At 30.4% G+C, this 16889-nt stretch carries 13 protein-coding genes; all 13 read left to right on the top strand.

Going from position 1 to position 16889, the window contains the following annotated elements; translation table 11 throughout:
• The first annotated feature begins 5 nt into the window (after positions 1 to 5).
• The 13 genes from BLA28_RS03275 to BLA28_RS03205 all read left to right on the top strand — a co-directional run bounded on the left by BLA28_RS03275 (position 6) and on the right by BLA28_RS03205 (position 16849).
• Positions 6 to 1292, top strand: coding sequence for a glycosyltransferase family 61 protein (locus BLA28_RS03275; protein WP_071698885.1), 1287 nt, complete (start codon positions 6 to 8; stop codon positions 1290 to 1292).
• A gap of 693 nt (positions 1293 to 1985) precedes the next feature.
• Positions 1986 to 2687: an acetyltransferase gene (locus BLA28_RS03270; protein ID WP_069155997.1), complete on the top strand. Its 702-nt coding sequence runs from the start codon at positions 1986 to 1988 to the stop codon at positions 2685 to 2687.
• Complete coding sequence (locus BLA28_RS03265) at positions 2674 to 3588, top strand: glycoside hydrolase family protein (protein WP_069155996.1); 915 nt, start codon at positions 2674 to 2676, stop codon at positions 3586 to 3588. Before BLA28_RS03270 ends, BLA28_RS03265 begins: the two co-directional genes overlap by 14 nt.
• Positions 3589 to 3591: 3 nt before the next feature.
• A complete protein-coding gene (locus BLA28_RS03260) occupies positions 3592 to 4584 on the top strand; it encodes a GNAT family protein (protein ID WP_069155995.1) in 993 nt (330 codons plus the stop codon).
• Positions 4585 to 5703: 1119 nt separating this feature from the next.
• Entirely contained in the window at positions 5704 to 6747 is a 1044-nt protein-coding gene (locus BLA28_RS03245; RefSeq protein WP_071698884.1) for an acyltransferase family protein, read from the top strand.
• A 71-nt stretch (positions 6748 to 6818) separates the two neighbouring features.
• On the top strand, positions 6819 to 7397 hold the full coding sequence (locus tag BLA28_RS03240) for an acyltransferase (RefSeq protein ID WP_081329819.1): 579 nt from the start codon (positions 6819 to 6821) through the stop codon (positions 7395 to 7397).
• Positions 7398 to 7432: 35 nt separating this feature from the next.
• Positions 7433 to 8461 (top strand): glycosyltransferase 87 family protein, encoded by a 1029-nt coding sequence (locus BLA28_RS03235; RefSeq protein ID WP_071698883.1) that lies wholly within the window; start codon positions 7433 to 7435, stop codon positions 8459 to 8461.
• A gap of 275 nt (positions 8462 to 8736) precedes the next feature.
• Positions 8737 to 10395, top strand: a complete 1659-nt coding sequence (locus tag BLA28_RS03230) for a glycosyltransferase family 39 protein (protein ID WP_069155991.1) — start codon at positions 8737 to 8739, stop codon at positions 10393 to 10395.
• Between the two features lie 26 nt (positions 10396 to 10421).
• Positions 10422 to 12344: a hypothetical protein gene (locus tag BLA28_RS03225; RefSeq protein ID WP_069155990.1), complete on the top strand. Its 1923-nt coding sequence runs from the start codon at positions 10422 to 10424 to the stop codon at positions 12342 to 12344.
• Between the two features lie 38 nt (positions 12345 to 12382).
• Positions 12383 to 13645 carry a hypothetical protein gene (locus BLA28_RS03220; protein WP_069155989.1) on the top strand — a complete coding sequence of 421 codons (1263 nt, stop codon included), beginning with the start codon at positions 12383 to 12385 and terminating at the stop codon, positions 13643 to 13645.
• A 61-nt stretch (positions 13646 to 13706) separates the two neighbouring features.
• Positions 13707 to 14471, top strand: a complete 765-nt coding sequence (locus tag BLA28_RS03215) for a glycosyltransferase family 2 protein (protein WP_069155988.1) — start codon at positions 13707 to 13709, stop codon at positions 14469 to 14471.
• Between the two features lie 51 nt (positions 14472 to 14522).
• Positions 14523 to 15203 carry a hypothetical protein gene (locus tag BLA28_RS03210; RefSeq protein ID WP_071698882.1) on the top strand — a complete coding sequence of 227 codons (681 nt, stop codon included), beginning with the start codon at positions 14523 to 14525 and terminating at the stop codon, positions 15201 to 15203.
• Positions 15200 to 16849, top strand: a complete 1650-nt coding sequence (locus BLA28_RS03205) for a glycosyltransferase family protein (RefSeq protein ID WP_143131482.1) — start codon at positions 15200 to 15202, stop codon at positions 16847 to 16849. Before BLA28_RS03210 ends, BLA28_RS03205 begins: the two co-directional genes overlap by 4 nt.
• Positions 16850 to 16889: the final 40 nt, after the last annotated feature.

Here is a 16889-nt window from a genome sequence, read left to right as displayed (position 1 = left end):
GGACAATGATTTCTTTAATTAACAAGAGTGGGAAGTGGTTACTACATTACTTGAAATGGAAAAAAATTATAATTAGACAAAAATTTATGAAGTTTCATTGGTATCGGTTGTACGATGTAAAAAAAAGATACGGTCTGAACCACCATACAATGTTTAAAAAAAATTATGGTGTATTGGAATACTGTAAAATAAATAAGTTGAATTATACTGTTTTATACGAAGACGTTTCAACTTCAGTAGTTGAACCCAATTATTATGGAAGCCGAGTGGGGGGGGGCAAAACCGAATTCACATGCCCGCCTATATATATTGCTGAACTAGAGGAGATAGAAGTCTTTGGACAGAGTGACTGTCTGACATTAAAAGATAAGATAATTTTATGTGATTTTTTTCAAATCGATGAAAATAATGGAAGGCGGTATGATCTTTCCTCTGGAAGTATAATGAAATATAAGAATAAAAATGCAATAACCCTCGCTTATATAGATAAAGGTCGGACTTTGGATAAAGCGATATCTTTAATTGGCTGTTTTGCTTCGAATTATTATCATTTTACATTGGAAATATTATCGAGGTTAATATATGTTGACAATACACAAAAATATGATAGTTATCCGATTTTAGTGGATGAAAATGCATTGAAGATTAGACAATTAATGGAACTTTTAGATATTGTCAATCAAAAGCACCGTAAAGTTATCAGTGTAAAGTATGGAGAAAAGATACATATAAAAGAGCTGATATATATATCACGTAATATTTGGTTACCTCCTAATTATTTCAAGGGAGCAGTTATGAGGCCCCAGGATTTTTTGATTTCACAAACTGCAGTTATGAATATCAGAACATGTGTATTGGGCAAAAAAAAATTAGATCAGGAAAAGACACACCAAAAGATTTTTTTGTCAAGGAAAAATTGTTCAAATCAGCGCTTAATTAATTTTGTAGAGGTTGAGCAGCTATTTCAAGAATATGGATTTCATATTGTCTATCCCGATGAAATGTCTTTGAAAGAACAGATAGAGACATTCAATGGAGCAGATTATATTGTAGGTTCAGCTGGTGGTGCATTTACAAATCTTCTTTATTGCCATGAGGGCGCTACAGCTGTTATAATAGCGCCTCCTGCACATAAACTATATTGTTTTACAAATATAGCTTTTATGCTTCATGTTGAAGTGATGGTTCTCGAATCATATACAGTTGATGAGGGTATGGCTCGCAGTCAGGACAAATTTATGCTGGATATGTTTAAATGCAGACAGTTTTTGGAACAGTCACTTTGGATGTGAAAGGAGATATTAGTATGTTAAAAATAAGCATATTTGTACTTAAATTCAGCAATTGTTTGTGAATTAATAGCTCATGGCTTTTATGTTAATTATTTTCACTAATTTATTTATATAACTGTGATTTCAAGTGATTATAAGAGAATTTATTGTATAGCACAAATTTGTGAGACAGAATAAAACGGATTACATTTTTTGATATTTCTGTGTTTCTCTTTAGGAGTCGTTATAATATATGAGATATGTGTAACCGAAAAGTATAAAATATACAATAATATTATATTTAATTGTTTTGGTGTTTATATTATAAGTGTTTAATAATGGATTATTAATAAATACAAAAAGAAATTTACAAGACGGTAAAACACTAAAATATTATCTGCACAAGGATTTCGTACGAGTGTTTATTATTGTTAGTATATTTAACTTGCTGCTTTGCAGGAAGGAACAATATCGTTTGTTTGCTACTTAAACATAAACAACATAAACTAAAAATTATCCTTGCCTTGATGAATAATTACCCAATGCAATATATGAGATATCTTAATCTTTTTTCTGAAAATATTTTATAAAATTAATTAGAATTTATCGAAAAAACAATGCTGATATACTCTAATTATACTTATATTCAGGTGCTTGATGATGCTATGACAATTAAGTTATTAAACAGACAGATAAATTTAAGGAAATTAGGATATGAAAAAAGAAAAAAAATTACTGATAATTGGTTCGGGAGAATTTGCTGAAATTGCTTATGAATATTTTACATATGATTCCGAATATGATGTTGTAGGATTCGCGGTAGAAAAAGAATATTTAAATAAAGAAGAATTGTTTGGTAAAAAAATTGTCGAGTTTGAAAATATTTTAAAAATGTATCCTCCGCAACAATATTATGTGTTTGTTGCAATTACTTATAACCAATTAAACCGGGTGCGCAGGAGGCTTTATAGAAAGTGCAAAAAATTAGGTTATAATTGTGCTTCATATATAAGCTCTAAGGCGTTCGTGTGGCACAATGTTGAGATAGGAGAGAATACGTTTGTATTCGAAGATAATACTATACAATATCATGTTAAGATAGGAAATAATGTGATTTTATGGAGTGGTAATCATATTGGTCATAGAACCGTTATAGAGGATGATGTCTGGTTTACATCGCATGGAGTAGTATCAGGCTACTGTAGGATTGGAGCGGGTTCCTTTATAGGTGTAAATGCCACTTTAGGTGATAATGTAACTCTTCCACCGGATACAGTTTTCGGTGCGGGGGCTTTGACAGTTAAAAGTTTGGAGCAAAAGGGACTTGTTTATGTGGGATGTCCAGCAAAACCTCTGGGGAGGACATCTTATGAGCAATTTGGTATAGAGGAGGATGTTAAAGATGAAATGGAATAAAAAAGGATTAATATATTGTCCGGATGGAAGTGATGGTTGGAAAAATCAATTTGCTATGTTGCCAACACCTATTTTACTAAAAGACAAGCTTCGTATATATCTTGGATTTTGTGATAAAGATAATGTTGGAAGAATTGGCTATATTGATGTGAATCCGGCAGACCCATTGGACATATATGAAATCAGTAATGATCCAGTATTGGATGTGGGTATAAAGGGGGGGTTTGATGATAATGGTGTAGTACCGGTTTCTATTATAAAAAATGGGAACGAAATTTATTTGTATTATATTGGATTTCAGTTAGGAGTAAAGGTGCCTTATTATATGTTTTGTGGACTCGCAATTAGTGAAGATGGTGAAAAATTCACCAGATTTTCTCAATGCCCTATACTTGAGAGAAGAAATGATGAGATTTTTGCAAGGTGTGGGGTAAATGTTATAAATGATAATGGAATGTATAAAATGTATTATGTTGGTAGTTTTGGCGATGGATGGACATTAAGTGATGGAAAATTAAAACCATTATATACCATGAAATACCTGGAATCTTTTGATGGTATTCATTGGGATACAGAACCTATTAATTGTATGAATTTTGTTAGTATGGATGAACACGGATTTGGAAGACCATATGTATGGAAGTCAAATGATATATATAAAATGCTTTATTCTATCCGCACTTATTCTAGAGGTTACTATATTGGATATGCTGAATCAATAGATGGAAAGAAATGGTTAAGGAAAGATGAAGAGGCAGGAATTGGAGTATCAGAGAATGGATGGGATAATACAAATATAAGTTATCCCTATTTATTTAATTATAAAGATAATGTATATTTGTTTTATAATGGAAATGGCTGTGGTAAATCGGGAGTTGGATATGCTGTGCTGGAGGAATAATACATGGGGTTATTAGAGATAATTGAATATTTGCCTAAATATGAAAATAAATGGGATTATTTTGTTGAAAATGAGTCAATGAACGGAACTTTTCTTCAGACCAGGCGTTTTTTGTTATATCATCCAGAAGAAAGATTTGAGGACTGTTCACTACTTTTTGAGGAAAAAGGCAATTTAGTTGCAGTATGTCCTGCATGTGTAGTGAAGGAAGAGGGGAAAAAAATATTTTACTCTCATTTAGGAAGTAGTTATGGAGGGCTTATTATATCGCCTAGATTAAATAGACTTGAAAAAGTAATGGAATTGATAAATTCATTAGAAACGTATCTAAAAGAACAAGGATTTTATAAGTGCATTTTAAAGCCAACAATGAATCTGTTAAGTAATCCGCGGCAGGATTTGATAGAATTTTGTTTATCTTTTTGCAATTATATAGAGTATAAAGAATTAAATTTATATCTTGATTATGAGTTTTATCCAGAGGACGTTGTAAGTGCATTTTCGAAATTAAAAAAAAGGCTTGTAAAAAAATGTAATAATGAAGGGATTGAGTTGCGCAGACTGAATGAGGAAAAAGAAATATCTATATTCCATAGAATATTATGTAGAAATTTAAAGAAATATAATACAATACCGGTTCACTCAGTTAAAGAACTTATAGATTTATCAAGGCGGTTTCCTGAAAATATTCAATTTTATGGAGCCTTTTTATCAGTTAACATGATTGCAGGTACAATGGTTTTTTTATTCCCTAAGTATAAGTGTGCTCACACTCAGTACCTTGCTGCAGATCCGGATTATAGTTCAATTAGCCCCATGACTTTTGTATATTATTCTATGGCTAAAAAGTTTAAGGAAGTAGGGTATCGGTATTTATCATGGGGAATTGCAACAGAACATTTAGGTGAAAAAATCAATTATAATCTTATGAATAATAAAGAGGAGTATGGAAGCAGACATATTCTTAATCATGTTTATGAAAAACAATTTATATGAACTTGTATGTATTAAAAGTGATATGGTCATGATTTTTGATTGATATTGGAGAAATTATGACTACTATGGAAAATGATTAAATATAAATTATATGGTTTTCATATTAGTAATCCTTTGGGGGGGGAGGTAGTTTTTTTGTTCATCCGTATAACTACGTATTTTAGTAAAATAAATTTTCATGCCGCCAGTATTTAGCTCTACACTCTTAACTAACGAAAGTTTAAATACGTAGTTTTGCAGAAGAACCTTACGAGATACTTACTGTAGGGAAGAGAGAATGGCCTTGTCATATTGCTGAAGGATATTATTTTCAGAATCCATACTAATTATAGGGTTATAATACATGTGTTACACCAGCATAAACAAAAAATACGAGAACAGATTTTTGTGTTATATTTTAATCACCACAAAACAAATAAATACAAAGGAGTCTGTTCTCACATAATTCGTATAACACAGAATATGAGGTATTGTCTATCACACTATGCAAACAAATTTGACGTTTTCAAAGCGGCTGTCAAGTATAAGGCCAATCGGCAGTATATCTATCGTTGGAAGGAAGTGGCGCTTCGATGGCTCAATAGAGTCTCTGGGTGAACGCTCCAGACGACCTCATCACCATCCCAACCAGCACCCGCTGGCGCTTTGTAGAGGCTTTTGAGGAGCATAACACCTATTCCTCCGCCTTGTTCCTGAAACATCTGGTGTTGCATGGTATCACGCATAAGCTAATCCGGCCATATACGCCTCGTAACAACGGGAAAGTATAGTGGAGCCACCACAAAGATAACGAACGATTCCATGCGATATACCTGTTATATTCTTTGGGGGACTTTGCGAAGCTGCTGCAGGTGTATAACCACAGGGACTACAACCGCTTTCCTATGCGGCCCTTAGGATGGAAATGCCCTCAACGGGTATGGAACAATTATCTGCTCTCTCTGTAACAAATGTTTGACAAACCTACAGACTATTTTCAGAATCCAGACTAATCAACTTGACATGGATATTTATAGTAATGATTTCTGAATAGCTTGGTCTCGTTTAATTAATAGAGGTAGGAGAATGGAACGAATGAAAGCTAAATATAGGGTATGAAGTACGCGGAGGAATAATAAAATGATGTCTAAGAATGTTAATAGTATAGATATATGTAAATTTATAATGTCCATATGCGTAGTTGCAATTCACATACATCCTTTAGCAAATTGCAATAATGACCTTTTACTTTCGGTTTATAATAATATAGTTTCATTGGCGGTTCCATTTTTTTTTACTTCAACAGGATATTTTCTATTTCATAGAATGGGGGATAATTTATCTGGTAAGGAAGCTTTAAATATATTAAAAATGCGTATTTTACAGTTATTTAAAGTATATATTTTTTGGAGTGTAATATATTTTCCAATTGCATTATTTTATTATTTTCATGATAATCAAGGTTTCTTATTTGATTTGTGCGATTATATAAGAAAATTTTTATTTACTGGTTCCAATCATTTTTCTACTCAATTTTGGTATTTATTACGATTAATTTATTCATTATTGTTAATATATTTTTTACTGCGTAAGAAAATTACTGTAAAGGTAATATTGGCAATTGGTTTTGTTTTTTATATTCTGGGGATGTTTATTAATTATAAAATAAAAATGAATGATATGACGGGTATATTTGGAAATATACTTAAATATTTTGTTAGTATTTTTAGTCAAGCCAAATTGCTTAAAAGTTTTTTGTTTGTATGTCTTGGTGGTTTCATTAGTCGTATTGAATTTAAGAAATATATAAATAAGACAATCTTCTTTTTTGGCTTATTCGGATTTTGGGGAATATGTATTGGGCCTAAGCTATTGATTAATGAGTTCATTCTCCCTTTAGAAGTTATAATATTATTTACTTTTCTATTAAACTTTAATATAAAAAATAGAAAAGTTTATATTATATTAAGATCATTTAGTAAAATTATTTTTTATACACATATGTATTTCTATTTTATTTACACTTTAGTATCTGAAAAGTTTACAAGGTTACCGCCAGATGGTAGTATGGCTTTTGGCATCGTTCTATTCTTATGTATGTGTGTTGCCAGTTTATTACTTTATCTGGATAAATGTACAAAAAATACTAAGGTAAATAAATTGATAGTGCTATTTATTAAATAATGCTTTGTATAAATAGTATATAACATTACATAGTAGATTAGTAAAATTCAAGTTTGGACAATAGGTGATAAATGATGGGAATACAACTGTTATTAAAAAGACCGTTTCGATTTCTGTTAAAAAAAATAAAATGTTATCTTGGTATTGAAGTTGAAAGTGAGATCATGATTAAGTCTTTAAGAAAAAATGGAGCACATATTGGCAACAATGTTAGCATCATTAATTCTGAACTGGATTATGGTCATGCATTTTTGATCGATATTGGAGATAATGTAACCATAACAGGAGCAAGAGTTTTAGCACATGATGCTTCATTAAAAAAAGTATTAGGATATAGTAAGGTTGGCAGAGTAATAATATCAGATAATGTATTTATTGGAAATGGAGCAATTGTTTTACCAAATGTAACAATTGGTAAAAATGTTATTGTTGGAGCAGGTGCTGTTATAAGCAAAGATGTTCCGGAAAATTCAGTTGTAGCAGGAAATCCGGCAAAAGTTATCCAAAGTTATGAGTGTTTTATAAATAAGCATAAAGTTGAAATTGAAAAAGGAAATACAACTTGGAATACATATTGGTTAGATAAGACAGAGAAGGAAAAAGAAGAAATGAGAAATTGTCTCATTGATTGTACAGGTTATGATATTTAAAATCATATTTATAGGTTATGAGGAGTGGAACTAATATGTCATTTATATCGCAAAAGCGTTTTTATAGATCAATTGTTATTATATCTGTTTCTATGTTATTTATTTATAATTTAGCTTTGACAGTATTTAAATTGCATACTAATGATATTGTTTTTATGGACTTTCACGCTCGGTGGCAGGAAAGTGCATATCTCTGTAAAGGTTTAAATCCATATAAAGTTAATGACCTAAATAGTATTGATTCAATAGGCATAATAAATCCACAAATGATTACAGTGCCTTGGGCATGGTTAATTGGAATGCTTATTAACCCTGGTTTTTTGCCTTATGGAATAGCGAAAATAATTGGAGTAATAATATATATCGGGACTTACCTTATAACCTCAGCAGTATTAGCTAATTATTGGCTTAATAATATAGTAAATAATAGAAAGAAGGATTTGTTATGGGTGATTTTCCCGGGTTTTTTATTAGGTGCTCAAATATATTGGTGGTGGTCAATAATATGTGGTAATCAAGGCGCTATTAATGCTTGTATTATTATTATTTGTTTATGTTTATATAAAAAACATCCAATTATAAGTGGTCTTCTGATGACTGTTGCCATGGTGAAACCACAGCTTACAGCAATCTTCTATGTTCTTTTATTGCTGCAGAAAGAATATAAATTAATTTTTACTTCTATAATTTCAGGTTTAGTTTCTTTCTTAAGTGTATCGCTTATAACTAAAAGTACTTTTGTAGAATTGCTTTTACAAACATTTCAATCTGGAAGTAAGTTAGATGGTGTATTTTATGGATTATTTGATGTAATGAAATTTTTTAATGCGCCGATTGCTTTGATATTATTTGCGGATATTGTATGTGGGCTATTATATGTTTTATTATATTGGAAGGTCTTTAATAATAAAAATTGTACTAATATATTTGTTTTGTTTTCGGGAGTTGCAATTGCATCTACGTTTTGGTTTTATAAACAACCACATGATAATATAATTTTGGCGATTCCATGCATAGCCTATTTGTATATAGCATATGTTACTGACAAAAGAAGAGATTATTAATAAATGTATAATTAATATTTTTATATTAGTAGGTGCTTTTTATATACAAGGTGCAGTTCAAATAATATTTAGATTTTTTAAATGTTCAATACAGCCAGAAATGGCAACATCTATAGGTAAAACTATATACTGTATATGTCTAATAATTTGTGGGTGTTCAATACTGAAATTTAAAGAAAGCTTCGCTTTGACGAATATAAAACATTGAATTCGTGCTCAGAAGATTTGGAATGTCTATAAGTAGTAGCGGGAGCTTAAGTTATAAAGGGGAACATATGAAAATCAGGAATATTGATAAAACAGGCTTCGGTGTATTTATGATATATATTATTGGCTGTCTTGTATATGTTATGTGCGCAAGCAATATGTCAGTTCCAGTGCATTTAAAAGTAGACGAAGAGCTTTATCTGGCAATGGCCAAGTCATTTCATTATCAACATAATTTTCAGCAAGCATTTTCCTATGTTAATTATAATTGTGTATTGTATTCCATCTTAATTTCTTTTGCATATTATTTATTCGATCCTGAGAATATTATGTTTATTGTTAGGACAATTGGAATTATAGTAATGTGCTCAACAGTATTTCCGGCTTATCTATTGTCAGAGAAAATATTAAAAAACAAAAAATACGCTTTATTGATGACAATATTTGTCCTTTTCATTCCGGATATGATAGATAGTATGTATATTATGCAGGAAGTTTTATGTTTTCCGATTACTATCTGGTGTTTTTATTTTGCATATCGAGATATGGACTATAATGAAGACTGCATTAATAGATACAGTATTTTAACTATTGTGTTTTCAGTCCTTGCATTTTTTACAAAGACTAATATGATCATACTTTTACCGTCATATATAATTTACTTAGCATGTAGGGTCAATAAGCATAAAATAAAAAAAATAGTTTTTTTATCTATTCTGGGATTCACACTAATTGTGTTGGGAATGCTGTCTATAGAATTACTAAATGGTATGCATAGTGGAAGTAATCATTATGCAAAACAAATAATGGCTTTATTTCCTATTACATTTAAAACTTTCATGGCAGCGATAAATGGAATAATATATTATGTAATTTTCTTCTTGTTATGTACGGGTATTCTTCCAGTATTCGTAGTTCTTAAGAATACCAACAAGTATAGAAAAACAGAACAGAAGTTTATTCTATATCTTTCACTATGTTTGATTTTTTTAATACTTGAAATAGTAATAACAATTTTTTTGACTGAGGAAGCAGGGGCATTATATCCGCATAAATTTTTATTCAGGTATTTATTTGCATTAGGTATTCCTTTTATTATTCTGTTTTTTTCCAATAAAGAGAACGATGCGTTTTGTAAAAAAAGTTTTATATCTGTCTATTTGATAATTGGCGTATATATGATAGTTTATTATTTTTTGCTAAAAAGCAGCGGAACGACAGCAATTATGGATAGCCATATTAATGTTTTGATAGAAAATATAATTCGTATTTTGGGCAAATATATGGGGATGATTATTGGAATTCTTTTTTTGATTTTTTCTATTGTTTGGATTGGTTTATTACAAAAGGGGAAAGTGAGACAGAAATTTAGTATAATTTCCAGTGTATCAATGTTAATATTATTGCTATTTAACTTTTGGCAGCATCCGTACTATAGCAATATGATTTGTGAAGGCAAGGCAAATAAAAAAGATTTTATGTTATTAGGAAATTATTTAGGTGAAGAGGATAGGAAGATATATTATCTAAATGATGAATTGGATAATTATGCGTTATTCTATGGTTATATAGCGCAGGATTATCAGTGGATTAATCCCGATGAAATAAGTTTAGTTGAAAATGATGATGTCATTGTTATAAAAAAAGGCGCAATAAGTATCCCAGATGAATTTAAGAAAGTGGATCTAAATACTTCTAATATTGAGGTATGGGAAAGAAAACAATAGTATATTTACCTGGCCAGGGGAGGAATATGAGTATAGCATTTATCCTGTTATGTTTTTGGTTTTATAATAAGAATTCTGAAAAGTGTTTAGTTAATGCCTGCTCAAAAGCTATTATTCTTTGGGTGGCATTGGCATACTTTTCTTTGGAGATTTTATCAATATTTAATAAGGTGACTTTTTCGGCGCTAGTATTCTTTTGGGGGAGTATAAATATTTTACTTTTGATAGATGCTATTCTCGAATGCATTAAATTAAAATCAGGTAAAGTATTTGTTTTACAAATAGTAAATGTATTTAAAAAAAATATGATATGGGTAGTTCTATTTATAGGATTATTTTACTTGGCCTTAAAAACGGTTCCATATAATTGGGATTCTATGACATATCATTTATCCAGAATAGCCAATTGGGCGCAAAATAGGAGTGTTGCTCATTATAGTACACACAATATCAGGGAAATTGTCAGTCCTGTACTTGCGGAATTTGTGAATTTGCATGTGTATATACTATCGGGAAAAAGAGATTATTTATTTAATTTTCTTCAATGTTTTTCCACTTTAATGAATACTTGGCTAATCTATGAAATAAGCAGGAAAATAGGATGTGGGAGGCGTTATGCATATATGGCGGCTTTTCTGTTTTTTTCTGCGCCCAGCATATTTGGTGAGGCTTTGTCCACTCATGTTGATCAATTTGCGACTTTATGGCTATTAATCTTTTTATACTATTATACAGAATTAATGCAGGAAGACTGTTTGCATAACGATAAGAATACTATTCAAAATTGTGTTATTATGGCAATTTGTATTGCATTTGGATACTTGGCAAAGCCGTCCGTTTTGATTGGCATGGCTTTGCTTCTTGTTGTATTATTGGTTCAATGCATCAAAAGAAAAGATTCGCTTATTATAATAGGGAAATTGCTTTTGTGGGTAATTCCTTCAATGTTTTTATTTTTATTGCCAGAGTTTTATAGAAATCTGCAGTCATTTTCGGCCCTAACGCTTCCAATAGCAGGGCAGAGACAGTTAGTTGGAACTTTCAAACCGCTATATGTTTTAGTTAATGGTATTAAAAATTTATCTTTTAATTTACCCAACATATATCTGTATGAAAGTGATTATTGGATTGCGGCTATTGTTTATCGAATAGCAGGATTACTTGGTGTCCCTATTGATGACCCCAGTATATCAGAAGACGGAAGAGCATTTTATTTGCATGAAGCGCAGACTTACGAGCCAGATATGGCTGTTAACGCAGTACTTTTGCTTGCATTCCTACTGTGTTTCATTTGGGGAATTTTTCGAATAAAAAAACAGACAAACAGTTATGCAAAAAAATATTCAATGATAGTAGCTGTGATTTTTATTATTTTTTGTTGTCTGGTAAGATGGGAACCTTATGTTTCAAGATATATGATATCTTATTTAGCTTTATTATGTCCGATGATTGCATATGAAACAGAGGATTTTTCGAAAAATTTCAGCTTGCCGATGGGCAGAGCGTTTTTGTTTCCTGTCATTTTGTTTATGTGCTGTATCGAATTATTTGGATTGTCTGTCTATCATACAAAAATAAGTATGTATGGGAGTGACGGCCGGTTCAAGGGTTATTTTTATAATAGACAGGAAATATATAGTGATTATGATGAAGTATGCAATATTGTGATATCAAAAGGTTATAAAACAGTAGGCTTAGTGTTGTCAGGTGATTCTTATGAATATCCTATTTGGCAGAGATTAAATGGTAGTGTAGAACTTATAAATCATGTAATGGTGGTGAACGAAAGTGCGCAGTATGAAGAGAGGGATTTTATACCTGAATGCATAATTTCTACAAAAGTAATGGGAGATGAAATTGAATATAATAAGTCAGTGTATAAACAGAATGCCATAAGTAAAGGTAACTCTGAATTATGGTTATATGAAATAAACAGAGAAAAATGGTAGGTATAGAATAAATGTATTTAATTGTAAAGTGAGTGAAAATGAGAAAACTATTGAAAATATTTTATAAAATGTTTCTTATAATGATATTGGGAGGGGGGATTGGTACCTTCTTACTCATACTGGTCTATTGTATTCCGATAGAAAGGATTTTTACAAATTTTTCATCTGGTATTGAAGGAATGGAAAGAGATGAGAATTGGTACAGGATGATCTATGATTATGATGCATCTACTTTAGATAATTATACACAGGGATTAATGCTCAAGGCTGCGGCAACGCCGCTGCCACAAAATGGGGAGAATATTATACAGCAGACTATGAGAGTATATATGTTAAATGATAAGTCGGATATCCATGGTAGTAAGTATATTGATTATACATGGAATGGAAAACAATACTCCTGCGACAGTTATGAACGGTACTGGCATGGATATCTGATATTTCTCAAGCCTCTTCTATTTTTGTTTCCTTTGCATGATATAGTATTTCTAAACATAGTAGTTCAGTTATTTTTAGTTTTTGCGGTAATTACGTTGCTTCAGCGTAAAAATGTATGCGAACTGCAAATTCCATTTGTTTTTTTATGGATAATTGGGATGCAGATGACTGCAATGTTTAATATTGATTTGTCAGTTTGCTTTTATATTTATATGTTGGCTATAATAATATTATTGAAAAAAAATTGGTACATATCTCGTTATTATTATTATTACTTTTTGGTAATAGGAATGTGCACTTCGTTTTTTGATTTCCTTACATGGCCACTTGTTACCTTAGGAATACCTTTGATTGTGTATATGTATATTACAAATCATAAGAATAAAGTAAAAACGATAAGTTTTGCTTCTATATGCTGGGGAAGTGGATATTTGGGGTTGTGGTGTCTGAAATGGGGATTGTCATCCGTGATTTTACAAGAAAATGTTTTCAGTAATGCAATTGCACAGTTACAATTAAGAAGTTCTTCGTTTATAAATGCAGAGGCAACTGAAAAGATATTGTATATAGATGTTTTAGTAAAAAATTTCAGTGTGTTTGGTAAGAAAGTTTTTATTTTACTTTTTATAGTCATAGCGTTTTGGTTATTATATAAGTATATAAGTTCTGGAAAAAAGTTAGTATTGAAAAGAATGTTACCATATATCTTAATTTCATTCTATCCTTTTTTATGGTACTTATTTACAAAAAATCACTCTTATGAGCATTATTGGATGACCTGGAGAGAATTATTAATCCCTATTTTTGCCATGATTTGTGGAACGCTAAAATCTATATATGGAGAAAAGCAGCAGTTAAAATAAGCGGTATATTGCTTCAGAATTAATTATGTAAGATTAATTTGAATATTAAGAGGTGCAAAGAATGTATGAACCTAAGGTATCGATAATACTCACAACATATAATTCCCTAAAAAATTTGGAACAAACATATTCAAGTATAACAACTCAGGATTATAATAATATAGAAATTGTTGTTGTTGATGGGGGGTCTACGGATGGAACTATTGAGAGATTAAAGGAGTATGAAAAAATAATTAAATATAACATTCATTGGATATCAGAGCCTGATAATGGTATTTATGATGCAATGAATAAAGGATTAAAAATTGCTACCGGAGATCTTTTACTTTTTTTTAATGATATATTTAGTAGTAGCAGTGTAATTAGAATGCTGGTATCAGCGGTTAATAAAAATAAAAATTGTATTGGAGCGCACGGTGATTTGCTTTATTGTCAAAATGGAAAGATCAAAAGACAATGGAAGATGGGAAATGGGAATATTGAAGAAGGGTGGATGCCTGCGCATCCTACATTGCTATTGCATAGGGAAATTTTTAATGTTTATGGAGGATTTAAGACCGATTATAAATGCGCAGCAGATTATGAATTTATGGTAAGAATATTAAAAAATAACACAAATAAACTTGCATATGTACCAGAAGTTTTGGTGTATATGTTTTATGGTGGTACAAGCAGTAATGGAATCAAAGCCTATTGTATTTCTTTTTTTGAGGCAAGTAGAGCGTTAAAGGAAAATGGTATAAGCAGACCTTATTTGGTTAGTTTAAAAAGGACATTAAAAGTGTTACGGCAATTTTTGAATGTAAATATATTTAAGAAATTGTGATATCATAAAGAAATGCAAATAATGACGATTGATATATAAAGGAAGAGGATTATGATAAAAAATTATAAAATAAATTTATTTTTTATAAATTTATTTTTTTTGTTTTTGTGCTTCATAAACTATAGAACTATTTTAGCTGTTAATTATGAATTTAAGCAAGATAATTTATTTATAACAAGAGAAAATGAAATTGTTGAAGAGAAGGGAGCATATATGGATACTTCTTTTTCGGGAGATAATGTGTCTGTTATATCTCCTGAAATAGAATTGGACAAAGGAATATATATTGTAGATGTCGAATATGAGACAAACACTTCATTTAATACCAGTAACATAAAAATAGAGGAAGACACATATAAAGGTGTTTTTTCAGATGATATTCGTATGGACGCGAGTTCCAACAAAATTTCATATCATTTTTATGTAAACAATGACAATACTAAATTACGGGTATTTAATCATTTGTGGGGAGAGGAAGATGGAGACTATTTATTGGTTAAAAATATAAAAATAGCTACATCAGCGTCTACAGCTAGTTTGTACTGGTTTAAATGTGTTTGCGCTTTATTGATAATTAATGCATTATTTATATTTATAATAAATAGGAAAAAGATAAATATAGATATTAGCAATAAATTAGTGATGTTCGGTGTGATTACGGCCGCAATTGTTGCCTCTATTCCTATTTTTACGGATTATTTTTTATTGGTCAGGATTGCACTTTTCATTTGATGAGAATTGAGGGATTAAAAGATGGTATTTTATCTGGACAATTGCCTGTAAGGATTCAACCCACATGGTTTCAAAATAATGGTTATGCAGTTTCTGTTTTATACGGTGATTTATTTTTATATTTTCCAGCTATATTAAGACTTATAGGAATCTCAGTACAGAATTCATATAAGACATATATATTTGCGATAAATTTTATAACAGCTATCATTGCATATTATTCTTTTGCAAAAATATCAAAATCAAAGTTTATTGGAATGATGGCGAGTTTGGTATATACACTATCAATATACCGTTTTACCGATATATATTTTAGAGCAGCAGTAGGAGAATATACTGCTATGGCTTTTTTTCCACTTATAATATGGGGTTTGTATAAAATATATACAACGGAAACTACAAAAGATAATAGGATAATTTGGTTCCCTTTAGCAATTGGGTATACAGGAGTAATACAATCTCATGTGTTAAGTTGTGAAATGGTAGCTTTTTTTTCTTTAATTGTTTTGTTAGCTTTCTGGAAACGTACATTTAATAAAAATGTTTTAAAAAATTTAATGAAAGTATTAATTGTAGTGATTGCAATTAACTTAAATTTTATAGTTCCATTTTTGGATTATATGAGAGAGAATTTAAAAGTAAAACTTTTTACTTCAGGTAACGGTATACAAAGTATGGGATTACCTTTGGCCCAGCTCTTTGCTATTACACCAGGTGGAAGCGCTAGGCTAAATGGTTTTGAAATGGGAATGCAAAAAGAAATGCCTATGGGGCTGGGAATAACTTTCATCGTTATTTTATTTCTGCTTATTATTGGATTAATAAGGAGAGATAAAGATGATAAATTATGTATGCCATTTAGATTTGCTATTGCAATAAGTACATTGGCTATCCTTCTTTCTACAGATATATTTCCATATGATTTTCTTATTAAATTTCCGGTATTAAAAACTCTTATTAATACACTTCAATTTCCTTTTCGATTTATGGGAATAGTTACAGTCACTTTGACATTAGTTGCATGTTATGTTGTGAAATATGCTAATATATTTTACAAATCTAAAGTTTTTTGGGGACTAATATTAGTGATTTCAGGCTTAGCATTATACCAAGGATTAATAATGTCGGGTGATATTCTAAATACAAAAGAAGCTGTCAGGATATACTCTGGAGAAGCTGCGGTAATGTGGGATGGTGGTATTGGTAGTGCAATGTATTCACCAGATTACGGAGTTGAATATTTGCCGGTGGAAACGGATGTCGCTGCTATAAATAAGTCATTTATATTAGGTGACGAAAGTGTTATAATGCATAATTATAATATAAACTACAATAAGATAACAATTAATTTATTAAATATGTTAAGTGAAAGAACGTTTATTGAAGTGCCACTAATATATTATCGTGGTTATGAAGCAGTTGATATAAAAACATCAGGCAGACTTTCTGTTGAAATGGGAAATAACGGTAGAATAAGAGTTGAAATTCCGCCCCAATATGATGGTACTTTTAGAATACAGTTTGAAGAACCTGCTTATTGGAAAGGAGCGATGATTATTTCATTAATATCTACATTCATAATAATGTTTATATTTATAAAAATAAATAAAAATAAGATAATAAGTAAATTAAAAATTATTTTATAAATATTTTATTATTTTAATATCGTACAACGAAACCACTGAT

This window comes from Eisenbergiella tayi (assembly GCF_001881565.1).
Classification (GTDB): domain Bacteria; phylum Bacillota; class Clostridia; order Lachnospirales; family Lachnospiraceae; genus Eisenbergiella; species Eisenbergiella tayi.
The sequence above is the reverse complement of the archived record's forward strand: the minus strand, read 5'-3'. Positions and strand labels throughout refer to the sequence as shown.